The organism is Bacillus tuaregi (genome assembly GCF_900104575.1).
Lineage (GTDB): Bacteria > Bacillota > Bacilli > Bacillales > Cytobacillaceae > Bacillus_BD > Bacillus_BD tuaregi.
Map to the genome: position 1 here is coordinate 1,787,111 of NZ_LT629731.1, position 23,520 is coordinate 1,810,630.

Here is a 23,520-nt window from a genome sequence, read left to right on the forward strand (position 1 = left end):
TGACAAAAAGGGAATATAATCCATGTTAAGAGGTGCTTTACTATTTACGGTAAATGTTCTTGAAAAAAAATTACCTAATGGGATGGTTATTAATTCTCGTTATAAAGTTAAAGATTTTCTTGGCAGGGGGAGCTATGGAAGCAGTTATCTTGTTTATGACACACAAGAAAAGTCACAAGTCGTATTAAAGTTATTACGAGTGCATAGACGATGGAAAAAATCAGGTAGATTAGCTTTCGAGCATGAGCAGGAGCTACTGAAGGAAATCAATCACCCATACTTTCCTAAATTTTTCGAAAAGGGTGAATATAACAGCAAGCCTTATTTTACAATGGAGTATGTGAATGGCAAAACCTTTGAGGAATTGATATTTGAGGAAGGTAAAGTCTATGGTGAAAAGGAAGCATTTCAAATCGGTTTAGAACTACTGAAAATGATGGAATGGCTCCATGACAATGGAATTATTCATCGTGATATTCGAATTCCAAACGTCATGCTTTGTGAAAATCGTTTACGACTGATAGATTTTGGCCTTGCACGGAGGTTTGAGAAGAAAAAGCTTGGTCCTTTTTCTCTCAATCAGATCAAGAGGATTTTATCTCCAATTAGTGATTTTTATGCTCTTGGTCATTTTTTATTATTTCTATTATATTCATCCTATGAAGTGAAGGAAAATGAACAGGAAAGAAGCTGGGAGGATGAGCTGGACATATCTATTCAAGCAAAAGGTATTATCCGAAAATTATTAGCCATCGATGAACCCTATCAATCCTGTCAAGAAATTGCCCAAGACGTTATGCAATTGACGTAGACTTAAAAAACAAAGCGTTTTATGTTGCTGAGCATAAGGGAGGAATTGAATATGTCTTTTTTTAATAAGGTGCTAGCGAGTGTTGGAATTGGAGCGGCATCAGTTGATACAAAGCTTGAAAAGGATCGGGTTTATCCTGGTGAAGAGATTAAAGGGGTGGTTGAAATTCGCGGCGGCAATGTTGAGCAGCAAATTGATGATATTTATCTGTCTGTTAACACCCAATATATTAAGGAATCAGACGATAAAAAGTACTATGCTACAGCAACCATTGAGCGGATTCGCTTAGCCTCCGGTTTTACTGTTGCCGCTAAGGAAACAAGGGCCATTCCATTTTCCTTTCATCTGCCCATTGAAACACCTGTTTCAATGGGCAAAGCGAAGATATGGGTAGCAACTGGACTTGATATTAAAAATGCAGTGGACCCTTCTGATAAAGATTATTTGAATGTTAAGCCAAGTGCACTATTAGATGGTGTGTTAAATAGTATTACATCATTAGGCTTTCGTTTACGTGAGGTAGAATGTGAACAAGCCCCTTATCATTTACGTGGAAAACAGCCATTTGTACAGGAGTTTGAGTTTGTTCCAACCTCTGGGCCATTCCGCGGACGTTTAGATGAGCTTGAGCTCGTCTTTCTTCCTACATCCCATAATACAGTTGATTTGTATTTCCAAGTAGACCGAAAAGCACGTGGATTAGGCGGTTTTCTAGCTGAAGCGTTAGAAATGGATGAAACGAATGTCCGCTTGTCCATTACGACAAGTGATTTAGCAACCTTACCGCAGAGCTTACGGTCTCTTTTAGAAAAATATTCATAATAAGGTAAAAAGGATGGTCGATGAAGATCATCCTTTTTATCGGTAATTGAAAAAATAACCAATCGACAAAAATAGAAGAAATTCCTCAAAGGAATCGACAAGGCTTTTCGCTAATATCTATAGTTAAAAAATATATGGATATTTTGAAAAGCTTGGGGGTAGGCAAAATGTTGCTGGAATTATTGCGAACAAGAAAAAAAGAGTACGATGTAACGATTTTTCAAACACCCATATTTAGGCAAAAAAAAGGCTATCAGCAGGTATATAGACTTCAAATTGAAGGAGCAACTCATAGTGAATGTTTAGAGGAAGTGTTCTCTCGATTTAATATAACTGACCGCATTCCAGCTGATTTTGAAGGCCGATTCATTGGTACAGGAGACATCTGTTTTATTGATGAGGGTAGAAGAGGTCAATTCTATTATCAATTAAAGCCGGGCGGCTGGGTAGAGGTCAATCGCATCCACGTTTGCTAATCGTAAAAAGGAGGGGGGCCCCTCCTTTTTACGTTACTTATGGATTGTTTTTTCTTCCCCCGGTTGCCCTATTTTCTTTTCCGTGTGCTTCCTGCTCAGCAACAATGGCTTCTGGTGGGATATGGTTATTTTTCTTTGGTGAATTAATGCGATTACGATGTTTCTTACCCATAATATCCTCCTAAATAAAGAAATGAATGTATGGTTACAAGGTTGCTACAAATAATAGTATTGACTGGAGGACCCATCTTCATGCAGATGTAAGTGCTTGGTCAAATATGGTATAGTGATGAAAAAGATACATATGGAGGTTGTGTGAGTGAGCATACATATTGGTGCAAAGGAAAATCAAATAGCGGAAACGGTTCTATTACCAGGGGATCCACTAAGAGCCAAATATATTGCTGAAACGTTTCTAGAGGGAGCCGAAAAGTACAACGATGTTCGTAATATGTTCGGCTACACAGGTACCTATAAAGGGAAAAGGGTCTCCGTTCAAGGAACAGGGATGGGAGTGCCGTCGATTTCTATTTATATTACAGAGCTGATGCAGGAATATCAGGTGCAAAATTTAATTCGAGTAGGAACCTGCGGGGCTATTCAAGCAGATGTTAAGGTTCGCGATGTTATATTAGCCATGAGTGCTTCAACAGATTCGCAAATCAACCGTATTACCTTCTCCGGTGTTGATTATGCTCCAACAGCTAATTTTGAGCTGCTGAAAAAAGCGTATGATACGGGAATGGAAAAAGGCTTGAATTTAAAGGTCGGGAATGTTTTAACCGCTGATCTCTTTTATAATGATAATTCTGAGTTGGAAAAATGGGCCAATTACCAAATTCTAGCCTTGGAAATGGAGACAGCAGCCCTTTACACTTTAGCGGCCAAATTCAAACGCAAGGCCCTTTCCGTATTAACCGTTAGTGACCATATTCTCACTGGAGAAATTACGACCGCAGAAGAAAGACAAACAACCTTCAATGATATGATTGAGGTGGCATTAGAAGCAGTCAATAAACAATAAGAGGGAGCCAGTGGCTCTCTTTATTTTTTGCTCTAGGTCATGATAACTATTCTTTCTATCAACATAATTATCTCTCGTAATTACGAGGAAAAATGATAGAATAGAGTTTGTAGTTAAAGGCTCCGGCAGATGTCACGGATTTTTTTATGATCATTTATCGATCGAGCTCGATAAAAATCCGGGTGGAAATTCACCGGGGCGAATTTGATTAGATAGGTGGTAAACATGAAGAAAATCGCAATAACTCTAGGCAGCATAATCCTCCTCGCAGGCTGTAACGGAAATCCCTTTACAGAAAAAGGGGATGTAAAGCAGGACGAGCAAGCATCAACCCAGAATCAGAAGGAAATCGATGGAATAGAAAATGATGCTGGGGAAAATAAACAGAATAACAATGACGTTTCCAACCCAGAAAGCACAAAAGAAGATTTGGTTTTGGAATCGGTATTTTTTAATGAAATAGCAGATGTTAATGGAAAAAAAGTGATTCAAAACCCAACCAATCGGATGGTTCTTGTTAATAAAGAATATGCGTTACCAGATGGCTATGAACCGGAAGACCTTGTCCGCCCAAACGTGGCTTTTTCATTTGGTGATCAAGATATTGAAAAAAGCTATTTGCGAAAAGAAGCTGCTGAAGCTTTAGAAAAAATGTTTACAGAGGGTACGTCCAATGGAGTCCATCTTTTTGCCGTTTCAGGCTATCGTTCCTATGATCGACAGCAGCAGGTATTTACCGCAGAAGTTGGTAGAGTCGGTGAGGAGCTAGCTGTTCAAGCTGTTGCGGTTCCGGGCTATAGCGAACATCAGACCGGTTTATCAATGGACATTTCCAGTGAAAGTGCTAGCTTTGGTCTTACAGAGCAATTCGGTGAAACGACTGAGGGTAGATGGCTGCAGGAAAACGCTCATCGATTTGGTTTTATTTTACGATATCCTAGTGGGAAAGAGAGTATTACAGGCTATCAATATGAATCCTGGCATTATCGTTATGTAGGAGTAGAAGCTGCAACAGAGATTTTTGAGAACAATCTAACCCTAGAAGAATACTTCAATATAGTGAAAAAAATATAAAAACACTTTAGAGTGTCTTCTGAGCAGCCGATGGAGGACACTCAATTGTATCCTGCTTTTATGAGGTCGTACATTTTTTTGTTAAAATCCTCTTAAAAATGTTATTCTAAAAAGTAAGGAAAGGTGTTTATCCTAGTTAGTTTGAAACATGAAAGTGGTGAACTTGGTTGGAGAATGAAAATGTAAACAAAGAAACTCAGGAACAAAAACCCGGGTTTATTCGTATCAAAAGATTCCATTTTATTATGCTTCTATTTTTTATTGTCTTTACTTCAGCAGGGATCACAACCGTTGCTCTAGCGTTTGGAGACGAGAAGGCAGTCACGGTTGCTGCTGACCGAAGTGAATTTGACAAGCTGTTTGCAGCGTTCGATACGTTAAAAAATAATTATTATGAAGAAGTTGATAAAGAAAAAATGATTAACGGAGCCATTAATGGAATGGTCGAATCACTTAATGATCCTTATTCTGATTATATGGATTCAAAAGAAGCAAAAGGTTTTCATGAGAGCATTTCTTCTTCCTTTGAAGGGATTGGGGCCGAAATTCAAGAACAGGATGGTTATATTACCATTGTGTCTCCAATAAAAGACTCTCCAGCTGAAAAAGCAGGCTTAAAGCCAAATGATAAAGTGATTAGTGTGGATGGGAAGAGCCTTCAAGGGATGAGTGCTACTGAAGCCGTATTATTGATTCGTGGGGAAAAGGGAACGACCGTTCAATTAACTATCCAACGCCCCGGGGTCGAAGAGCAAATGGAAGTGCCTATCGTAAGGGATACGATACCAATTGAAACGGTTTATGGTGAAATGCTTGAAGATGGGATTGCGAAAGTACAGATTACATCCTTTTCAGAAAGTACTTCAAAAGAGCTGTTAAGTACATTACAGGATATGAAAAACCAAGGCATGAAAGGATTAATTCTTGATTTACGCCAAAATCCAGGCGGCTTATTAGACCAAGCCATTACCATTTCAAGTCTATTTCTGCCAGATAATGAAGTTGTCTTACAAGTAGAGGATCGTGATGGCAATAAACAGGAAATGAGATCCTCGACCAGTAAGGATAACCCGGATGTTCCATTAGTAGTTGTCATTGATAAAGGGAGTGCAAGTGCATCTGAAATACTGGCAGGTGCCGTAAAGGAATCAGGTAACGCTACGCTTGTCGGCGAAACCTCATTTGGCAAGGGTACTGTCCAAAAGGCACAGGATTTCTCTGATGGCTCCAATTTGAAATTTACAACAGAAAAATGGTTAACACCAAAGGGAAATTGGATTCATAAAAAAGGGATTAAACCAGATATAGAAGTTTCATTACCTGAATATGCATCCTTAACACTGCTGAATCCAGCAACAGAGCTTAAGCTTTCTAGTTCTTCTTCAGAAGTCAAAAATGCTCAGCAAATGCTATCTGCACTTGGATATGATCCTGGTAGAGTGGATGGATATTTTGATGAAACAACAGAATCAGCTGTTAAGGCTTTCCAAACTGAAAAGGGTCTTGAGGCTACCGGTGTTTTAACAGGTGACTCGACAACCGCATTAATGGAAGCCCTGCGTGAACAAATTAAAGCAAATGATACGCAGATATTAAAGGCGGTTGAGATATTAAAAGGTAAAATAGCTCAATAAAAAAACTCTCCAGATGGAGAGTTTTTTGCATCATCGAATGAATAAAATAGGAGGGTTCAACTTTGAATAAGACAGAGATCTACTTATTATCAGGCTTTCTCGGGAGTGGGAAAACAACCTTATTAAAACAATTACTGCAACAGGAAAAACAGGATGGACGAAAAGCAGCCGTCTTAATGAATGAGCTTGGCAGTGTTTCAATTGATTCTGACGCTGTAACAGATGTGCCTTTAAAGGAGCTTTTAGATGGCTGCATTTGCTGCACCATTTCCGATAAGCTTGAAGCCCAGCTGCAGGGGCTTTTAATGGAAAATAATCCAGAGGTCATCTATATTGAAGCAACGGGTGCCGCTCATCCAGTAGAGGTTCTTGACGCTGTTGTCTCACCATTATTTGCTGATAGGATTGATTTTAAAGGAATCATCACAACCGTTGATAGTCGTCGCTGGCTTGATCGTAAAAAGCTAAGTCCACAAATCCAGCAGCTTTTGTTAGAGCAGGTTAAGCATGCTAATTTATTGCTGTTAAATAAAACAGATGAATTGGACGAAGATAACCAAGCAAGAATCAGTTCGGAAATTTCGAATATAAATCCTCATGCTTTTTCGGTTCTTACGACATTTTCAAAGGTTCCGATGAAAGAGATTCGAAAAATGGGCTTCATACAGAAGCCGCGTGACCATGTCCATATCGATTTGAGCTTACGTAGCTTCATCTATCATTTTAAAAGCCATATCAAGCAGGAGGGATTCGAAAGCTTCCTGAAAAATATGCCTGACTCGATATATCGGATAAAAGGCTATGTAAAGTTTTCTGAATCTCATTATCCATACTTATTCCAGTATTCCTATGGCATGCCATTATATATGAAAGAATATATGAATATGCCATTAAATCTAGTTTTTATTGGTGAAAATGTAGATTGGACCGTTCTGGCTGCACAGCTTAAGGAATTAGAAGAAAATTAAAAGCCTAAACTGTCTTGCTTGCACGACAGTTTAGGCTTTTTACTACTTAAGCGATAGTGATAGAATACATTGATTATTTCATTTCACCAAACTTAACAAAGGTTTTTTCATCTTCAATTAATCCACAGGCAGCACACTGAACTCTAAGCTCAGGTCCTCGATAAGGCATATGGAATGCAGTTAAATTTTCGGAGGAAAACTCCTCGAGTATATTACCGTTATTCGGGTCCATTTTGACAGCTTGTGGTAATTGTCTAATCAGGTTAAAACGGCTCTTATTTGTTTTGCAATTTGGACAGCGATAGGGTGTAGTCATTCGTATTCTCCCTTCCAAATATAGTCGTAATTATTTTTTGCAAATAGTTTTTTATTTATGTAAAAATAGTAGTAAGAAGCATGATAATATGTAGATGAAGGAATAAGAATATGCTCGATTATCATTAATAGAAGAATTGAATAAAAAGTAATAATGGAAAAGAGAAATTTCACAGTTTTCTCACAAGTTATTTATATAATGCTAGGATAAAATAGAGTCAGGAGTATAAACATGAAAAAAGTATTTGGACTTTTCATAATCCTGTTATTATTGATTCTAGCGGCCTGTTCAACTAAACAATATATACCGATATCTAATGATCTGGATTTAATTATTACCATAAATATTAAGGATTCAACGATTTCTTTTATAGATGCTAAAGAGAGAAAGAACCTGGAAAGATGGAAATTAGACAAACCATATTCAGGAGGAATGCTATTTCCGAATGGTGATACTTTATTGCTATATGGAAAACAGCTAGACACGGTAGACCTTTATTCACTTTCTTCAGGGAGGATTATTTCCAGTTGGCCTGTTGGCAAAGGCATCGTCAATGCCTATTTGTTAAATAATGAGGAGGAAATAGTATTTGCCGATCAGGAAAGAAATTTAGCGAGGTTTTTTACACTTGAGGGACATGAAATCGTGTCTGTGTCGACTGAAGCAAAGCCGTATACCATACTCGAGGGGGAGGACCGGCTCTATGTATTAAATATCAGTGATGATATTTTAAATGTGATTAACTTAAAGAATAAAAAGAAACAGGATAATATCAATATACATTCCTATGCGGCCGGTGCTTTACTACTAAAAGAGAAAAATGAGCTCTGGATTGGCGGACATGGACTTGGAACGAATGTAGAATCGAATATTCATGTTTATGATAGTTCAAATGGGAGCTTGATCAATACCTATTATGCACCTATGATGCCGATTAATTTCGCAGAATGGAATGATCATATATTCGTTCTCAGTCATGGCTCGAATACACTTTATAAGTTAACAAAGGCTGGTGAACAGGAAAAGTCGATTCAGATTGGTGCTAATCCGTTTGAATTACTCCTCTATCAGCATGATTTAGTAGTTGCAGGCTATGATAGTAACGATATCTACTTTTTAAATCCTATTAATCTAGAGGTTATACAAAAGCTTAATGTGGGAGAAGGCCCTTTTCAAATGATTGTGAGGGAGAGGTAACAAAATGACAAACTATCGAATTTTAATCGTTGATGATGAAGAAGACATGCGCCATTTAACACAAATGTATTTGGAAAACTCAGGATTTACCTGTGTACAGGCTGCTGGAGGTAAAGAAGCTTACGAGATACTTGAGCAGGATAATATTGATCTTATCCTGCTTGATATTATGATGCCGGAGGAGGATGGCTTTCAAGTATGTCAAAAAATTCGTGAAAGCTATGATATTCCGATTATTTTTCTCTCCGCAAAGGGTGAAGAATGGGATAAAGTGCGTGCTTTTCAATTAGGTGGTGATGATTATATTGTAAAGCCCTTCAGTCCTGGTGAAATGGTGGCTAGAATTCTAGCGGTATTGAGACGGTTTCATCAACATCATCATCAGGATGAATTGCAGAAAATTGGCAATATCACGATCAACCAACATGCCCGCACAGTGATGGTAGACGACCAGATAGTACCGTTAACATTAAAGGAATATGAATTACTGCTATTTTTAATGGAACATCAACATCAGGCATTAAGTAGAGAACAGCTATTAGAGCAAATCTGGGGAATGGACTATATTGGTAGTTTAAGAACCGTTGATACTCATATAAAAACACTTCGAATGAAGCTGGGACTGGCTGACTATATTCAAACAGTTTGGGGAATTGGGTATAAATTTGAGGTTCAAGAGGCATGACACAGATTTCCAATAGTCTGGCGAAAAAATTATGGATTTCCATATCCGCTGCCATCTTGATTACGATTATGTATTCTTATTTTTTATCCTATTTCTTTTATGAAAAATTATATGTTGAAAATATTGAAACCGCTCTATTAGACGAAGGATATCGATTGGCAACGGATTATCAAGGAGGTTCGTTAACAGACGAATGGAAAAGTAAAATGGAATGGTATAATTCAAAATCTGAAGTAGAAGTATTTGTTGTCAATAATCCAAAGGAACTGAGCGCCTGCTTGCCTTTTGAAATGGATACTCAGGCGTTAATTGGCGCAGAGGAAAGAGAACAATTGCTTGCTGGAGAAACGATTGAAAAGGTAGGCTATGAAGAAAGGTTTGACCGCAAAATTATTTCTGTCATTATCCCATTATTAGATGGCCAGCGTTTAGAAGGAATTATTTATATGTATATGCCGCTGGCCAAAATTACTGAGCTGACAAAGGAGTTCGCTTACCTTTGGTTTATTGCAGCCTTATTATTTCTTGTTATTGCTTTATTTGTCGGAATAAAAGTGATTCAAAAATTAACGAATCCACTAATAGAAATGAAACAGGCTGCTGAACAGGTTTCACGGGGGAATTATTTCACGAGATTGGCCATTCAGTCTCAGGATGAGGTTGGTGAATTGGCCGCAGCCTTTAATCATATGGCTGAGTCAATCCAAAAGGAGGATGAAAGAAAAAAGGAATTTCTAGCGAATGTATCTCACGAATTAAGAACTCCCATCAGCTATGTAAAGGGCTATAGTGATGCCATGCTCTCTGGTTTAGTACAGACTAAAGAGGATGAGGAACAATATCTGCAGCTCATTCATCGGGAAGCAGGAAGAATGGAACGACTTGTAGGTGATTTGCTGGATTTATCAAAGCTTGACACGGATGAGTACCAGCTTGTGAAGATGCCATTGCCGCTTGCTCAGCTGATTGAAGAAGCAACGGTAAGATATATTCCTGTTATGAAGGATAAAGATCTTGTATTACAGCTTGATTTAGACCCAGATATCATTATTAATGGTGATGCAGGACGAATGGAGCAGATTATCCTAAATGTTATGGATAATGCATTAAGATATACAGAAAAGGGAGTAATAAAAATAGCATTAAAAAAAGCGGGGAATCAATGTTTTATCCGTGTTAGTGATACCGGAAAAGGCATCCCTGCAGAGGATATTGATAAAATTAAACAGCGCTTTTATCGTGTGAATAAAGCAAGAACTCGCTCGGATGGGGGAACAGGCTTAGGACTTGCCATTGTCGATAAGCTAGTCATTCTTCACGGGGGACATGTAGAGATTAGTAGTAAATTCGGAAAAGGCACGATGGTGGATATCTACCTACCTGTGCTTGATGATATGGAAGTATAGGTAGAATTTATAATATTAAGATAGGGGTATATGAACATGAAATGGAAAATATCAGTTGTAGTAATCATAATGCTAGCCATACTTACTGCTTGTTCAGGAGGTCAGGAAAGAGAGGAAATGGTTCCACAATTTCTTGATGTTCAGTTAACGGTAAATCCTGAGCAGGGAAACGTCAATGAGCCGGTGACATTTGAAGCGAAGGTCACCTATGGTGATAAAGAAGTGACAGACCCTAATGAAATTGACTTTGAAATTTGGCGTGCAAATGATGAAAACCATGAAACATTTATTCCAGAGCATGTAGGAAACGGTGTATTTAAATTAGAAAAGACCTTTACAGAAGAAGGCACATATTATGTATTCTCCCATGTAACGGCTGAAAATATGCATAACATGCCAAAGAAAGAATTTGTCATTGGAACACCTAGTGATCCGGAGGATAGCATTACCTCTACAATAATGGAATAATTTTGAAGTAAAAAGAACAGTCTCGTGATACTTGAGTCTGTTCTTTTTTGTTATTGACTATTTGGGAAGCGATGGATGCTAGAGGAACTGATGTGATTTAGAAAATGTCTGTCACATTTACTTCAGCATAGTTTGTATCAATTTCTTTCGACAATTTTATTTCAAGTGTTTGATCCTTATAGTGGGCAGTAGTCCCTCTTTTTTTTACCAGAGAGGGAAGAGGAATAGAATGTTTTTGACCATTTTCCGGGATATGTTCAAGTAAAAGCAGATGTGACGTATGGGATAGCTTTAATCTTGTTAACCAGTCTTCTGATTCGATTATGATTCGGACAAAAATAAAGTCATGTGTCTCAAATACAGAATGTTGAATGGGCGCTTCAACTGTTGTGTCATCATCTTGTGCCTGAGGAAATACTTGAGCGTGTTTCATCATATCCTGCAGAGTCATCTGGTTCGGAAAAGGAGATTGAAAGACTTTTCCAAGCATACTTTGTACATATTGATTAACCTCTTCCGGCTTCATGTTCTTCATTTTTGACTGGATGTTTTTGTCAAAGGGAAATAAATTCCACGGGAACATCTTATACTTCCTTTCGTGTATACTAACAAGAATATTTCATGGTTACTCATGACAATCAAAGCTTACTCTGGAAATATACTATGCGAAAAAAGAGCAGACAGTTAATATTTCTTTTCTCCTCATGAACAAAAAAATAAAAAAAATATGTAAAATAGCGGCTGACCAACGTCTGGTCAAGCCGCTTTTAACTTCATTCAGCAGAAGTCCTCCACTTCTACAAGTGGGGGTTCAAACCCCGGCTGAATGAAGTAAAGCCTCCGGCGGATGTCTCGGATTTTTTAAAGGTAATTTATCGAGCGAGCTCAGGTAATCCGGACGCAAATTCGACGGGCGAATTTGATGCTTTCGTATGCAAAAATCATGTTTTCTAAACAAATACCCAAAATATGCGATACATGAACAAGCTATAGCTATGCTTCCAATCTTTGAGTATCCTCGATGGTTGTTCTTTTTGTATGCAGCGTATAAAGGTCCTTTGGAATTTCAAACAACCTGTAAATGTCACCATTTGAGTTTAATTGCTCGAAAAGGGATTTACGGGATTCCTCAGCATTGATGGTGTAGGGAAGTTTTTCAGCGGCTTTTTGTGAGCGGATATTTTCTGTACGGATACGCATAAAGACTGTTTCAATGTTTAGCTCATAGAAGAGTTCCTCAAAGAAGGCAGCTTTTGCACGCTGATTATATCCTTTTCCGTGAAAGGGCCTACCAAGCCATGTTCCTAAGAAGCCGGCATTTTCCTGGATATCATATAGGCTGATTGTGCCGATTGGGGCTCCCCAATCATCAAGAATGGTTCTAGAGATTAGTTCGCCACGCTCTTCGGCCTCAATGGTTTGCTTTGTGATAAATAAAAATTCCTCATAGGATCGAGCTTTATGGCGCACAAAAGGGAAGACATCAGGGTGTATCATCAAGTCATATAATTCATGGCATTCATGTAGTTCGCGTTTCTTCAGCATGGTTAACCCCTCCAATTTGAGGGCAGTTTTTCTCCATGACAAAGAGTTATCGCCCACCCTCGAAATTTTTTATAATCTTACTAAAAAATTTCGGGGTGGGAATCGAACCCACTAGAACCAGAATGACTGGTGGCGCACCATTTGCCTTCCCAATTACCTTTAACACAATATAATATTTTCTGACTGAACATAAGCAACATCGTATCGATGTTAACTAATATCGTCTCCTTTGAAAAAAATTCAAGTTCAAATAAATGACAGATTGAATAACATCTATTCGTATTTTACATAAAAAAATCAAAAAAGAAAATGTTGTTTTTGTAAATTATCGATAAAGATTATGGACAATTTTTGACAAGAAATCATACTATTGTAAAAAAATGATATGTTGTGTTAAAAGGTACCAGACAGCTGTAAGGCGAGAACAATAAAACCTAATATCCATACATAAATAGCAAAGACTTTTAATGAGTTTTTTTGTAGATATCGAATCATCCAGACAATAGCTGCATAACCAAATAATGCAGATGCTAATGTGGCAACTAATAATGAGCTGAAGGAAATTGCCTCAACCTGTCCTGACGCTAATTCACCAAGCTGAAAAACAATCCCACCAGCGATGGCCGGAATCGATAGTAAAAAGGAGAACCAGGCTGCGGTTTCACGGTCAAGCTTTCTAAAAAGACCAGCTGCAATGGTCAATCCTGATCTAGAGACGGCGGGAAAAATGGCAGCAGCCTGAAAGGTTCCGATAAATAAGGCATCCTTGTAGCTGATTTGCTCCATTTTTTTACTGCCTTTCTTTACACCATCTGCCATCCATAGGATAAAGCCCGTAAACAAAAACTCCCAGCCGATTGTTGCGCCAGATTCCGAAATCGAATCAAATAAATCGTTTAACACCAGGCCAACAATAACGGCGGGAATCGTTCCAATTATGAGTAGCATAGAGAGATGACCAAAGGGCTTTCTCAGGATTTGCAGCAACTCCTTCTGATACACAACCAAAACAGCTAACAAAGTCCCAACATGCAGCATCGTATCAAGAAACAGACCTGCTTCATCCAGGCCAAATAAATGCCTTCCTAAATATAAATGACCTGTACTAGATATAGGTAAAAATTCTGTTAACCCTTGGATTATTCCTAAAATAAATGCTTCTATCTTAGACATCATCTAAATCACCCTCTGTTCAATTCTAAATATGTAAAATAAGCATAAATAAGGTTGTCTACCACAAATATATTCATCATTACGTAAACAAGAACAACTAAGAGAAAAGAAGGAGAAAAATATGAATCCTTTCTTGGTGAAATACGTATTATAGATAGGAATCCTCTGAAAACTAGGTTTTTGGAATTATTGATTATTATTCGAAAAATAAATGTTAGGAAATGGGGGATGGCAAATGCCGACAAAGGAAGAAAGAGTATTAGCTGCAGTCCTTTATGTTGCGAGTTTTTTTACCGTCTTTATTGGCCCACTGATTATATGGCTGATTAAAAAAGATGATTCAGCATTTATTGATTATCATGGAAAGGAGTATTTTAACTTTTTAATTTCCTATACCGTATACACGGTAATCAGTATTATCCTGATGATTATATTAATTGGTATCCTCACGATTTGGCTGGTAGGAATCTATGTCTTCATTTTTACGATTATTGCCGCTGTAAAGGCATATGAGGGAGAGGTATATAGGATTCCGTTAGTATTTCGAATTATTCGTTAATAAGCCCGAAAAGCTGTTCTTGTATGAGAGCGGCTTTTTTTGTTTAATTATTTTCATAAATAGAGGCTGTGATTAATAGAATCATAATAATGAATCTAAAAATTGATGTTTTGTGGACAAGGAGTACTTTTATGAATATCCAACAATACTATCAGCAATCAGCCGCCGTTTCTTTAAATGCAGGTCTCGCTGCATTCATCCCATCAATCGTTATCCTTATTTACGTCTTTTTTATTTCACATTTCTATCAGCTTATTATACTAGTTAGTCCATTTCTTATTTATAGTTTTTTCTGCTATCAAAAATATCTATTAAATCAAAAACGAGCAAAAGCAGTAAAATGGTCATCGACTAGCCTCGAATCATCGGACCAGAACTTATTTGCTGGAAAACTATTATTTGCCTTTCTGCCAGCTCCTTCGCTAAGACTGCTCCTGTTCACACCAAATGGAAAAAAAGCAGGAGAGATCAGAGATCAATCGTTTTCTTGGATTAAATGGTTTACCCCCAACTTTCTGGATCGCTTGTTTGTGAATAAGTATATACTGATTGATGACTCAGACCAGCCAATCGCCTTTTTTCGTGACTTAAAAGATCGAATAGAGATTATTTCTCCAGCAAACGAAAAAGTAGTTGTTTTCAAACTGAACGGAGGAAAAAAGAAAGAGTACTGCTTGGAAAACAAGCGTATTACTATTAAAAATAGCAGCTTACAAGACTATTATTTTTTACTACCTGATGAAACGATACTAGCGGAAATTCAAACAGGCTGGATGCCGATAGAGTGGGGAGATCGCTTTGTTGACAGTAATACACCTATTCTAACAATGAAGGGGGACTGGTCGGAAAGAGAGATCGTTCAACTATTTTCACTCCTAGTTTGTCTCTATAAATTTAGAAATCATTAACAGGCTAAAAACAATCATAGTCAGTTACTATATATTCAGGTTAGACACAAAAATTTAACAATAAATGACTATTGATTAGCGTAATACATTGTCTCTTATTTTGAACTATGATACTATAATGTTAATTTAATAAGGAATCCTTCGGGGCTGGGTGAAATTCCCAACCGGCGGTGATGAGGTGATGCCTCTTAGTCCGTGACCCGGTTTCAGTAATGAAAACGGTGGATTTGGTGAAATTCCAAAGCCGACAGTGAAAGTCTGGATGGGAGAAGGATATGGAAGCGACACGTTAAAAAATGAGAGTATACTAACGTTTATTTAGTGTTCCGTTTTTTATGGTATTGCATGATGAAGCCCTGTACAAACTAATTGTATGGGGCTTTTTTAAGTTTTTACCACCAAAATGATCATGGAAATAGTCTGTCATTAATTAACCGCATTTTATGATCTCCTCCAATGTGTTTTATTATCCTTTTCTCCTGCAAAAGTTACCCCACAGCGAACGGATACCGATAAATTTCCCCATATATACTACAGCTAAAAGGAGGAAAACTGCCTTGTTCACTGGACTCATTGAAGAGTTAGGAACGATTAAAAGAATCAATGCAAAAGGACATACATTGGCTCTTGTGATTGAAGCACAAAAAATCATGAATGATTTAAAGCTTGGCGACAGTATCGCAGTTAACGGGGTTTGTTTAACTGTTACAAATTTCGCGAAAACTCAGTTTGAAGCAGATGTGATGCCAGAAACCTTTAAAAACACCTCACTTTCCTCGTTAAAGGAAGGTTCAAAGGTTAATTTAGAGCGAGCGATGCTGGCAAATGGGCGTTTTGGCGGACATTTTGTCACTGGCCATATTGATGGAACAGGTCGTATTCGTAAGCGAACGAATATGGAAAATGCGATTCTGGTTGAGATAGAAATCCCTGAAACGGATGCAAAGTTTGTCTTAGAGAAAGGTTCGATTGCGATTGATGGTACATCGCTTACTATTTTTAAAACCGGAAAAGATTCAATTACTGTCTCCCTCATTCCTCATACAGCAAAAGAGGCCCTGCTTGGCTATAAATCCGAAGGGGAAATAGTGAATCTAGAATTCGATGTTATGGCAAAATACTTTTATTCATTTATGAATCATCAGCAAAGTGAAGAAAAACCAAAGGGATTAACTGCCGACTTCTTAAAAGAAAATGGGTTTTACTAGAAGAAATGCAGCTGGGGATACGAGAAAAGTATTCATTTAAGGAGGAAAAAGGATGTTTCATACAATTGAAGAAGCGCTTGAGGATTTAAAAGCTGGTAAAGTGATTATTGTTGTTGATGATGAAGACAGGGAAAACGAAGGTGATTTTTTGGCGCTTGCCGAATTCGCTTCACCCGAGACGATTAATTTTATGGCCAAGGAGGGAAGAGGGCTGATTTGTACACCAGTGACAGAAGAAATTGCCAGCCGTTTTAATCTCCATCCAATGGTGACGAACAACACGGATGCAAAGGAAACGGCTTTTACAGTGACAATTGATCATAAAGACACAACGACAGGCATCAGTGCTTACGAACGTGCTTTTACGATTGAAAAGTTGCTAGATCCCCATACAAAAGCAGAGGATTTTAATCGTCCAGGGCATATCTTCCCGCTCATTGCAAAAAATGGCGGTGTCTTACGGAGAGCAGGTCATACGGAGGCAGCCATTGATTTTGCCAGACTTGCCAATGCGGCACCTGTAGGAATTATTTGTGAAATCATGAATGATGATGGTACAATGGCCCGCCTGAATAGTTTGAAACAGGTAGCTGAAAAATTTGACCTTAAGCTTGTATCGATTGAACAGCTAATTGAATATCGCTTAGCACATCACGATACAAACGTAAAGCAGGAAGTCGAAATCACACTTCCAACTGAATTTGGTGAATTCAAGGCATTTGGCTATACAAGTATCCTGGATGGGAAAGAGCATGTTGCGCTTGTTAAAGGAGAAATTAATGGTGCTGAGCCTGTCTTATTACGAGTACACTCAGAATGCCTAACGGGAGATGTGTTCGGTTCTAAACGCTGTGATTGTGGTCCACAGCTAGCAGCTGCCCTTCATCAAATTGACGAAGAAGGTAGGGGAATCCTCCTGTACATGCGGCAAGAAGGCAGGGGCATCGGACTGATCAACAAATTGAAGGCATACAGACTTCAAGAAGAAGGCTATGATACGGTGGAGGCCAATCACAGGCTTGGCTTTGATTCAGACTTGCGGGATTATGGAATCGGTGCTCAAATCCTCAGGGATTTAGGTGTTAAGAAGATGAAGCTATTGACCAATAACCCGCGAAAAATTGCTGGCTTAAAAGGGTATGGACTTGAGGTAGTAGAACGCGTTCCGCTGCAAATGCCGACTGAAAAAGAAAACGAGCGCTATCTTAAAACAAAAAAGGAAAAACTAGGACATTTACTAACCTTTTAACAAGAATAAAAACACTTAACACATATACCTAAAGGAGAGAAGTATAATGAAAAAAGTTATTGAAGGACATTTAATTGGAACAGGACTTAAGATTGCCATTGTTGTAGCTAGATTCAATGAGTTTATTAACAGCAAATTATTATCAGGTGCAGAGGATGCTTTAAAGAGACATGGAATCCAAGATGAGGATGTAACCATCTATTGGGTTCCAGGTGCCTTTGAAATTCCTTTAACTGCACAAAAATTAGCAGAGAAGGGCGAATATGATGCAGTGATTACGCTCGGCTCTGTCATCAGAGGGGCAACACCACATTTTGATTTTGTTTCAAACGAAGTAGCAAAAGGTGTTGCACATGCTGGAATGCAGACAGGAGTACCGGTTATTTTCGGAGTTCTAACAACAGATTCGATTGAGCAGGCAATTGAACGTGCGGGTACAAAAGCTGGCAATAAAGGCTATGATGCTGCGATGACGGCAATCGAATTGGCGAATTTATATCGTGAAATTGCCCAATAGGGATAGAAAATAGTGCTTTATAGAGGCTTTTTGTCATCTGTAGAGGCATGAACAAGGGATGTCGCATGATTGTGACATCTCTTTTTTATTTTTCTGATGCATAGTACAATTTTCGACACGATTATTGGTTTGAATAAGGTAAACTGTTCATAAATGTAAATTACACATATAAGAAAGTCGGAGGGAGTCATATGGAGGTTTTTGTAGCTAGACAACCTATCTTCAATATTGAGGAAGAAATTGTTGGATATGAGCTTTTGTATCGAAAAGACCTGACAAATGTCTTCCCCTTTATAGACGGTGATCAAGCCACAGCAGAGGTTATTATTAATAGTTTTCTGAATATCGGGCTTGAACGCTTAACAGAAGGGAAAAAGTTTTCTATTCATTTTACAGAAAATTTACTAGAACAAAAATTACCCACCTACTTTAGTCCAGACGAATTAATGGTAAAAATATCAAAGGAAGTCATGGTATCTAATAAATTGGTAACGATTTGCCGCGAGCTCAAGGAACGAGGCTATTTAATCATTATTGATGATCAAGTTCTGTTTCACGAACATCCGGCGATTGAAGAGCTCTTACCCCAAATCGCAATGATAAAAGTCGATTTTCGTAAAGAATATTCTCATCTGCTTAAACAGATTGAAGGAATGACGGCGAAATACCCTATAGAGCTTTTTGCTGAAAAAATCGAGACAGCAGAGGCGTTTAGTGAAGCAAAAAATAGAGGCTACGTTTATTTTCAAGGCTATTACTTTTCGGAACCGTTAATTGAATCGACCTATGACATACCGACAATCTTTTCTTCTCATTATCATGCAATACAAAGTATGTCATTAGAAGAAATAGACGTTGATGAATTAGCTGAATTAATTGAGAAGGACCTATCTCTTTCGATTAAACTACTAAAATTAATTAATACCTCGTCATTTGGTTGTGATCACAAAATATGTTCGATTCGGGCTGCTATTGCCTTACTTGGTGTTGATAAAATAAAAAATTGGGTACATGTCCTGTCTACACGGGAGTCATCGGGCGAGCCCTCAAGATTATCTGATCGATGTACACAGCTGATGCTGACTAGAGCAAAGCTTTGTGAAACCATTGCACGGCAAATCGGCACAGAGTATCCATCGGGTTATTATATGGCGGGATTAATTTCAACGATAAAGGAGCTGGTAAATCTCTCAATGGAAGAAATCCTAAAGGATCTACCACTAAAACAAGACATTCATGATGCATTATTGGGAAAGGAAAACAGCTACAGAATGGTGTTAGATTTAGTAGAGGCAGTCGAACAAGCAAAATGGAAGGAAATAAACCATATATGTAAACGGTTAAACATAACAGAACGGGACTTGTTTAGAATCTATGCAGAATCATCTAATTGGACATCGGAGATGATTCGCGAGGAAAAAAAAGCACATAATGGTCAGGACACAATCATTTTAAAGTGAACATGAAAATAGTTGAGAATCTAACTATTCTGCTATCTCCTTATCTGGAAAATATGGTACAGTAAAACCATAACAATCAGATAATTATACGGAGGTAGTATTGCGTGAATATTGACTTAATTAAATGCCACGGTTCAGGGAATGACTTTTTATTAATTGATGAAATGGATGGAAGGCTTTCGTTTTCCGAGGAGGAGCGGGCGAAGCTAGCGCTTTCACTATGCAATCGTGAGTCAGAATTAGGGGCAGATGGAATATTATTTGTATTAGACAGTGAAGAATCGGATGCTAGAATGCGTGTCTTTAATGCAGATGGCTCTGAAGCTTCAATGTGTGGAAATGGACTGCGTTGTGTTGCACGATATGTTTGTGAAAAATTGAATAAAGATGAAGCTGTAATTGAGACGATGAAGGCCCATTTACAGGTGAAAAAACAACCAGAGCTTTTCCCTGAAATTCCAACTTACATGGTGGAGATTTCACCGGTTTCTTTTCAATTAAAGGACCTGCCATTAGAGCTTGAGCAGGATACATTGATGAACCAACCAATCCATGGGTTATCAGACCTAGCGTTCACAGCGCTCTCGGTACCTAATCCACATATCGTGTCGATTGTTGAATGTGATGATATACAATCAGATAGTCAAAAAAAGATTAGTGAATATGTGAATGGTCCCAATCCTTACTTTCCAGATGGTGTGAATGTCAGCTTTGTTAAAAGCCTGACAAAAGGGGCTATCTATGTAAGAACCTTTGAAAGGGGTGTAGGCTTTACAAATGCATGTGGCACTGCCATGTCAGCATCAAGTCTTGTGACATGTTTACATGGTTTAAATGTAAAAGAGCAGACCATCGAAGTATATAATAATGGTGGTAAAGTACGCTGTGTGGTTCATGAAACGGAAAATGGTTATTGGATTGAATTAATTGGTAATGCTACTTATGTTTACCGAGCGACTATTCAATTGCCAGATTTGAGCGAGGGCAGTTTTACTGTATCGAGCAAAGATGAGTTTGAGGAGGAAAATGCTCAGTACGCCAAATTAGGGGAAGAAGCGCAAGCGTTTATCCGCCAGTATATGTAAATTGAGCAGGTGTAAAAGGATAGGTCCATATTTGGCCTATCCTTTTCAAAAATCATATAAACGTGTCATTTGCAATGAATTATTTCGTCTTTAAAAATTGCAGGACTGGATCAAAGTTTTGTTTCTGCTTTGCTTCAAAAAAACCGGCAAAAGGGTTGCCAACGCGATCCATTCTTTCAAGGATGGTAGGGATCTGAAAGGATTCCATCGTTAATCCTTTCTTTACCTCCTCCCAATAAAGCGGAGCAGCTATCGTCGCCTTCGGATTTCCTCGCGGAGAAAAGGGGGCAATAATCGTTTTACCTTCTGCATGCTGTACATAATCGACATAAAGACGGCCACCTCGTTTCTTTTTCATCCGCTCTACAGTAAAGGAATCTGGGTCCTTGACAATTAAATATTCGGCCATAAAGGCCGTAAACAGTCTGGTGTCATCAAAGCTATACTGATTATCTGGAAGTGGAATATAGATTTGAATACCTTTATTTCCTGAGGTTTTCACAAAGCTGATTAAATGGAGGCTGTCGAGTACCTCTTTAATCATATTGGCTGCTTTAATAGCTAATGAGAAAGCATCCTTTGAAGGCGGATCGAGATCAAAGACAATCTCACTTGGACTTCCATTTCCCTCGATTGTTTGAAAAGGAATATGAAATTCAAAGGCCAATTGGTTCCCTAGCCAAAGAAAGGTTTCCAGGTTATTGCAGACGATATAATTAATTCCCTCGGATTCTTTCGTTTGAACAAAACCGGGTGCATAATCCGGACAGTTTTTCTGGTAAAAGGGATCGCCAAACATGCCGTGTGGATAACGAATAACCGTTAATAGGCGATTATGTAAAAACGGTGAAATATAAGGGAAAATCCCGTGTAAATATTCAATGTATTGTTGCTTGTTTATGGCTGGCTCTTTCCATAAAGGTTTGTCAGGGTGGCTGATGTTCTCTTCCTCTGATAACGACGTTGCTTGTTTCGCTTTTGGCTGTTTTATAGCTGCTTGCAAGTCATCAGGCAGCATGCAATCCTTGGCAGGTATTTCTGTGAAGGCCTGGATACTTGGCTGCCTAAGTGTTTTTCCTTCTGGCCATTCAATATATTGTACCTTAACAGTCAGCTCAGGACGAACCCATATCGCATCCTTGATTCTCTCTGGTTCATTATAAAAGGGTTTATCCGCTAATTTCATCGCTTCAACTTGATTTGTAAGCTCCTGCCAATCCTTCCTTGACATTTTACCTGTCCCACAATGCCCGATATACCATAAATGTCCTACATGATCATATAAACCAAGTAATACAGAGTTTACGACTTCTGCGCGATAGGTAACACCCGCAATTACGGCGATAGTATCTTGATAGTTTTTCACCTTCTGCCAGCTTGCATCCTTACCGTCGATGGTGTATGAGCTATTAAGGTTTTTGCAGACAATTCCTTCTAAATGATGCTCTTTCGCTACTTTCCATAGGGCGACAGTGTCTTCTTGTGAAGGGACAAGTTGAACATGGGCATGGGGGCGTACGCAGTCATGCAAAATGGAAAGACGTTCTTTCAACGGTCGGTCATGAATCCAGCTTCCATTGTAGTAAAGGATATCAAATATCATATAAAAAATCGGTACTTCATGTTTAACAAGCGGAATGCGATTCATTTTTCTTAACCCATCCCGCCGCATGACTTGATGAAAGGAGGGATTTCCTTTTTCATCAAGGGCGATCACTTCCCCGTCAAAGATCACGGACTTTCCCTTAAAATAATCAGTAATGGCTGTGATTTCAGGGAAATGCAACGTCCTTTCACGTAGCTTGCGATTAAATAATTGAATCTCATTCCCGTCATAATAAGTTAATATTCGAACCCCGTCCCACTTAATTTGCGAAATCCACTCTTTGCCGCTTGGAATTTTTTCTGATGAAACAGGTTCAAAGGGAATGATTGGTTTTAGATCCATTAGGTTAACTCCTTTTTTCTTATTGTTGCCTTCCTACACTAGGTATCATTCACTGGGATTACTGCAATAAATTACTTTGTATTTGTCTGTATGTACTACACAAATTAATAAAAATAACTAGGAATGGAGCATCAGCTATGCACACAATTTGGAAAGGAAGTATTAGTTTTGGGCTTGTCAATATACCGATAAAACTGCATTCAGCAACAGAAGATAGAGATGTTAAGCTAAGAACACTCCATAAGGAATGTCATTCGCCGATTAAATATGAAAAGGTATGTTCTGCTTGTAATGTTGAGGTTAAGCCGGAGGAAATTGTGAAGGCTTATGAATATACAAAAGGCAAATATATCGTATTAGATGAAGAGGAGCTCGAAAAATTAAAGAAGGAAAATGAGGACAAAGCGGTTGAAATCATTGATTTCGTAAAAATGGAGGAAATTGACCCAATTTATTATGATCGCAGCTATTATATGTCACCTGGGGAAAATGGAGGCAAAGCCTATTCTTTGCTACGTAAAGCTCTAGCAGAAGCAGGGAAGGTCGGAATGGCAAAAATCATGATCAGGTCAAAGGAACAAATGGCTGTTATTCGTGTTCTTGATAACACAATGGTGATGGAAACGATTCATTTTCCTGACGAAGTGCGGCCAGCGATTGATGTGCCCAATGTTCCTGAAGAGGACAAAGTAACGAAAAAAGAGCTTGATACCGCGATTATGCTAATTGATCAATTAACGACGGAGTTTGATGCTAGTAAATATACCGATGAATACCGGACAGCGCTACTTGATTTAATTGAATCGAAGCGGAGCGGCCAGGAGGTTGTTACTTCCTCTCCTCAGAAGGAGGTAAAAGCGAATGTGACGGATTTAATGGCTGCACTCCAGGCGTCAATCGACCAAACAAAGCCAAAGAAAGAACCGGTTAAGAAGAAGCGTACAGCAGCAAAACCAAAATTGAAAAAGGAAGCCTAACTCATTGGCC

At 38.4% G+C, this 23,520-nt stretch carries 25 protein-coding genes and 1 riboswitch; of the genes, 19 read left to right on the plus strand and 6 right to left on the minus strand.

Features of this window, described 5'->3' with window-relative positions:
- Positions 1-22 precede the first annotated feature (22 nt).
- The 3 genes from BQ5321_RS10845 to BQ5321_RS10855 all read left to right on the plus strand — a co-directional run bounded on the left by BQ5321_RS10845 (position 23) and on the right by BQ5321_RS10855 (position 2,109).
- The gene (locus tag BQ5321_RS10845; RefSeq protein WP_071394507.1) at positions 23-811 is read left to right on the plus strand and encodes a serine/threonine protein kinase; all 789 of its coding nucleotides are present in this window, start codon (positions 23-25) and stop codon (positions 809-811) included.
- Between the two features lie 51 nt (positions 812-862).
- Positions 863-1,633: a sporulation protein gene (locus tag BQ5321_RS10850; protein ID WP_071394508.1), complete on the plus strand. Its 771-nt coding sequence runs from the start codon at positions 863-865 to the stop codon at positions 1,631-1,633.
- A 167-nt stretch (positions 1,634-1,800) separates the two neighbouring features.
- The gene (locus BQ5321_RS10855; RefSeq protein WP_071394509.1) at positions 1,801-2,109 is read left to right on the plus strand and encodes a YodL domain-containing protein; all 309 of its coding nucleotides are present in this window, start codon (positions 1,801-1,803) and stop codon (positions 2,107-2,109) included.
- A gap of 37 nt (positions 2,110-2,146) precedes the next feature.
- Here BQ5321_RS10855 and BQ5321_RS24820 read toward each other — a convergent pair whose 3' ends face one another.
- The gene (locus BQ5321_RS24820; protein ID WP_261798742.1) at positions 2,147-2,281 is read right to left on the minus strand and encodes a hypothetical protein; all 135 of its coding nucleotides are present in this window, start codon (positions 2,279-2,281) and stop codon (positions 2,147-2,149) included.
- A gap of 147 nt (positions 2,282-2,428) precedes the next feature.
- Here BQ5321_RS24820 and deoD point away from each other — a divergent pair, with 147 nt between their 5' ends.
- From deoD to BQ5321_RS10875, 4 genes are all read left to right on the plus strand, one after another.
- Positions 2,429-3,133, plus strand: a complete 705-nt coding sequence (gene deoD / locus BQ5321_RS10860) for a purine-nucleoside phosphorylase (protein ID WP_071394510.1) — start codon at positions 2,429-2,431, stop codon at positions 3,131-3,133.
- A gap of 225 nt (positions 3,134-3,358) precedes the next feature.
- Positions 3,359-4,207, plus strand: a complete 849-nt coding sequence (locus tag BQ5321_RS10865; RefSeq protein ID WP_071394511.1) for a M15 family metallopeptidase — start codon at positions 3,359-3,361, stop codon at positions 4,205-4,207.
- A 167-nt stretch (positions 4,208-4,374) separates the two neighbouring features.
- On the plus strand, positions 4,375-5,841 hold the full coding sequence (locus tag BQ5321_RS10870; RefSeq protein ID WP_071394512.1) for a lmo1851 family serine protease: 1,467 nt from the start codon (positions 4,375-4,377) through the stop codon (positions 5,839-5,841).
- Between the two features lie 62 nt (positions 5,842-5,903).
- A complete protein-coding gene (locus BQ5321_RS10875) occupies positions 5,904-6,809 on the plus strand; it encodes a CobW family GTP-binding protein (RefSeq protein WP_071394513.1) in 906 nt (301 codons plus the stop codon).
- Between the two features lie 73 nt (positions 6,810-6,882).
- Here BQ5321_RS10875 and BQ5321_RS10880 read toward each other — a convergent pair whose 3' ends face one another.
- Positions 6,883-7,125 carry a DNA alkylation repair protein gene (locus BQ5321_RS10880; RefSeq protein ID WP_071394514.1) on the minus strand — a complete coding sequence of 81 codons (243 nt, stop codon included), beginning with the start codon at positions 7,123-7,125 and terminating at the stop codon, positions 6,883-6,885.
- Between the two features lie 231 nt (positions 7,126-7,356).
- On the opposite strand from BQ5321_RS10880, the gene BQ5321_RS10885 reads away from it, so the two are divergent.
- The 4 genes from BQ5321_RS10885 to BQ5321_RS10900 are packed head-to-tail and all read left to right on the plus strand — an operon-like array spanning position 7,357 to position 10,881.
- Positions 7,357-8,322 carry a YncE family protein gene (locus BQ5321_RS10885; RefSeq protein WP_234978389.1) on the plus strand — a complete coding sequence of 322 codons (966 nt, stop codon included), beginning with the start codon at positions 7,357-7,359 and terminating at the stop codon, positions 8,320-8,322.
- Between the two features lie 4 nt (positions 8,323-8,326).
- Positions 8,327-9,007, plus strand: coding sequence for a response regulator transcription factor (locus tag BQ5321_RS10890; RefSeq protein WP_071394516.1), 681 nt, complete (start codon positions 8,327-8,329; stop codon positions 9,005-9,007).
- Complete coding sequence (locus BQ5321_RS10895) at positions 9,004-10,413, plus strand: sensor histidine kinase (RefSeq protein ID WP_071394517.1); 1,410 nt, start codon at positions 9,004-9,006, stop codon at positions 10,411-10,413. Before BQ5321_RS10890 ends, BQ5321_RS10895 begins: the two co-directional genes overlap by 4 nt.
- A 36-nt stretch (positions 10,414-10,449) precedes the next feature.
- Positions 10,450-10,881, plus strand: coding sequence for a FixH family protein (locus BQ5321_RS10900; protein WP_071394518.1), 432 nt, complete (start codon positions 10,450-10,452; stop codon positions 10,879-10,881).
- 97 nt (positions 10,882-10,978) lie between these two features.
- Here BQ5321_RS10900 and BQ5321_RS10905 read toward each other — a convergent pair whose 3' ends face one another.
- The 3 genes from BQ5321_RS10905 to BQ5321_RS10915 all read right to left on the minus strand — a co-directional run bounded on the left by BQ5321_RS10905 (position 10,979) and on the right by BQ5321_RS10915 (position 13,599).
- Complete coding sequence (locus BQ5321_RS10905; RefSeq protein ID WP_071394519.1) at positions 10,979-11,464, minus strand: hypothetical protein; 486 nt, start codon at positions 11,462-11,464, stop codon at positions 10,979-10,981.
- Between the two features lie 410 nt (positions 11,465-11,874).
- The gene (locus BQ5321_RS10910) at positions 11,875-12,426 is read right to left on the minus strand and encodes a GNAT family N-acetyltransferase (RefSeq protein WP_071394520.1); all 552 of its coding nucleotides are present in this window, start codon (positions 12,424-12,426) and stop codon (positions 11,875-11,877) included.
- Positions 12,427-12,819: 393 nt separating this feature from the next.
- Complete coding sequence (locus tag BQ5321_RS10915) at positions 12,820-13,599, minus strand: undecaprenyl-diphosphate phosphatase (protein WP_071396870.1); 780 nt, start codon at positions 13,597-13,599, stop codon at positions 12,820-12,822.
- A 235-nt stretch (positions 13,600-13,834) separates the two neighbouring features.
- On the opposite strand from BQ5321_RS10915, the gene BQ5321_RS10920 reads away from it, so the two are divergent.
- The 7 genes from BQ5321_RS10920 to dapF all read left to right on the plus strand — a co-directional run bounded on the left by BQ5321_RS10920 (position 13,835) and on the right by dapF (position 20,585).
- Positions 13,835-14,158 (plus strand): DUF4870 domain-containing protein, encoded by a 324-nt coding sequence (locus BQ5321_RS10920; protein WP_139187789.1) that lies wholly within the window; start codon positions 13,835-13,837, stop codon positions 14,156-14,158.
- 131 nt (positions 14,159-14,289) lie between these two features.
- The gene (locus BQ5321_RS10925; protein WP_071394522.1) at positions 14,290-15,066 is read left to right on the plus strand and encodes a hypothetical protein; all 777 of its coding nucleotides are present in this window, start codon (positions 14,290-14,292) and stop codon (positions 15,064-15,066) included.
- 133 nt (positions 15,067-15,199) lie between these two features.
- Positions 15,200-15,344, plus strand: a riboswitch (FMN riboswitch).
- A 279-nt stretch (positions 15,345-15,623) separates the two neighbouring features.
- Positions 15,624-16,274, plus strand: a complete 651-nt coding sequence (gene ribE / locus BQ5321_RS10930) for a riboflavin synthase (protein ID WP_071394523.1) — start codon at positions 15,624-15,626, stop codon at positions 16,272-16,274.
- 52 nt (positions 16,275-16,326) lie between these two features.
- The gene (locus BQ5321_RS10935; RefSeq protein WP_071394524.1) at positions 16,327-17,523 is read left to right on the plus strand and encodes a bifunctional 3,4-dihydroxy-2-butanone-4-phosphate synthase/GTP cyclohydrolase II; all 1,197 of its coding nucleotides are present in this window, start codon (positions 16,327-16,329) and stop codon (positions 17,521-17,523) included.
- Positions 17,524-17,569: 46 nt separating this feature from the next.
- On the plus strand, positions 17,570-18,040 hold the full coding sequence (ribH, locus tag BQ5321_RS10940; RefSeq protein WP_071394525.1) for a 6,7-dimethyl-8-ribityllumazine synthase: 471 nt from the start codon (positions 17,570-17,572) through the stop codon (positions 18,038-18,040).
- 191 nt (positions 18,041-18,231) lie between these two features.
- Positions 18,232-19,500 carry an EAL and HDOD domain-containing protein gene (locus BQ5321_RS10945; protein WP_071394526.1) on the plus strand — a complete coding sequence of 423 codons (1,269 nt, stop codon included), beginning with the start codon at positions 18,232-18,234 and terminating at the stop codon, positions 19,498-19,500.
- A 104-nt stretch (positions 19,501-19,604) separates the two neighbouring features.
- Positions 19,605-20,585: a diaminopimelate epimerase gene (gene dapF, locus BQ5321_RS10950; RefSeq protein ID WP_071394527.1), complete on the plus strand. Its 981-nt coding sequence runs from the start codon at positions 19,605-19,607 to the stop codon at positions 20,583-20,585.
- A 79-nt stretch (positions 20,586-20,664) separates the two neighbouring features.
- On the opposite strand, the gene ligD is transcribed toward dapF, so the two are convergent.
- Positions 20,665-22,533 carry a DNA ligase D gene (gene ligD, locus BQ5321_RS10955; protein WP_071394528.1) on the minus strand — a complete coding sequence of 623 codons (1,869 nt, stop codon included), beginning with the start codon at positions 22,531-22,533 and terminating at the stop codon, positions 20,665-20,667.
- Positions 22,534-22,670: 137 nt separating this feature from the next.
- Between ligD and ku the strand changes: the two genes are divergently transcribed.
- Positions 22,671-23,510 carry a non-homologous end joining protein Ku gene (gene ku / locus BQ5321_RS10960; protein ID WP_071394529.1) on the plus strand — a complete coding sequence of 280 codons (840 nt, stop codon included), beginning with the start codon at positions 22,671-22,673 and terminating at the stop codon, positions 23,508-23,510.
- Positions 23,511-23,520 lie beyond the last annotated feature (10 nt).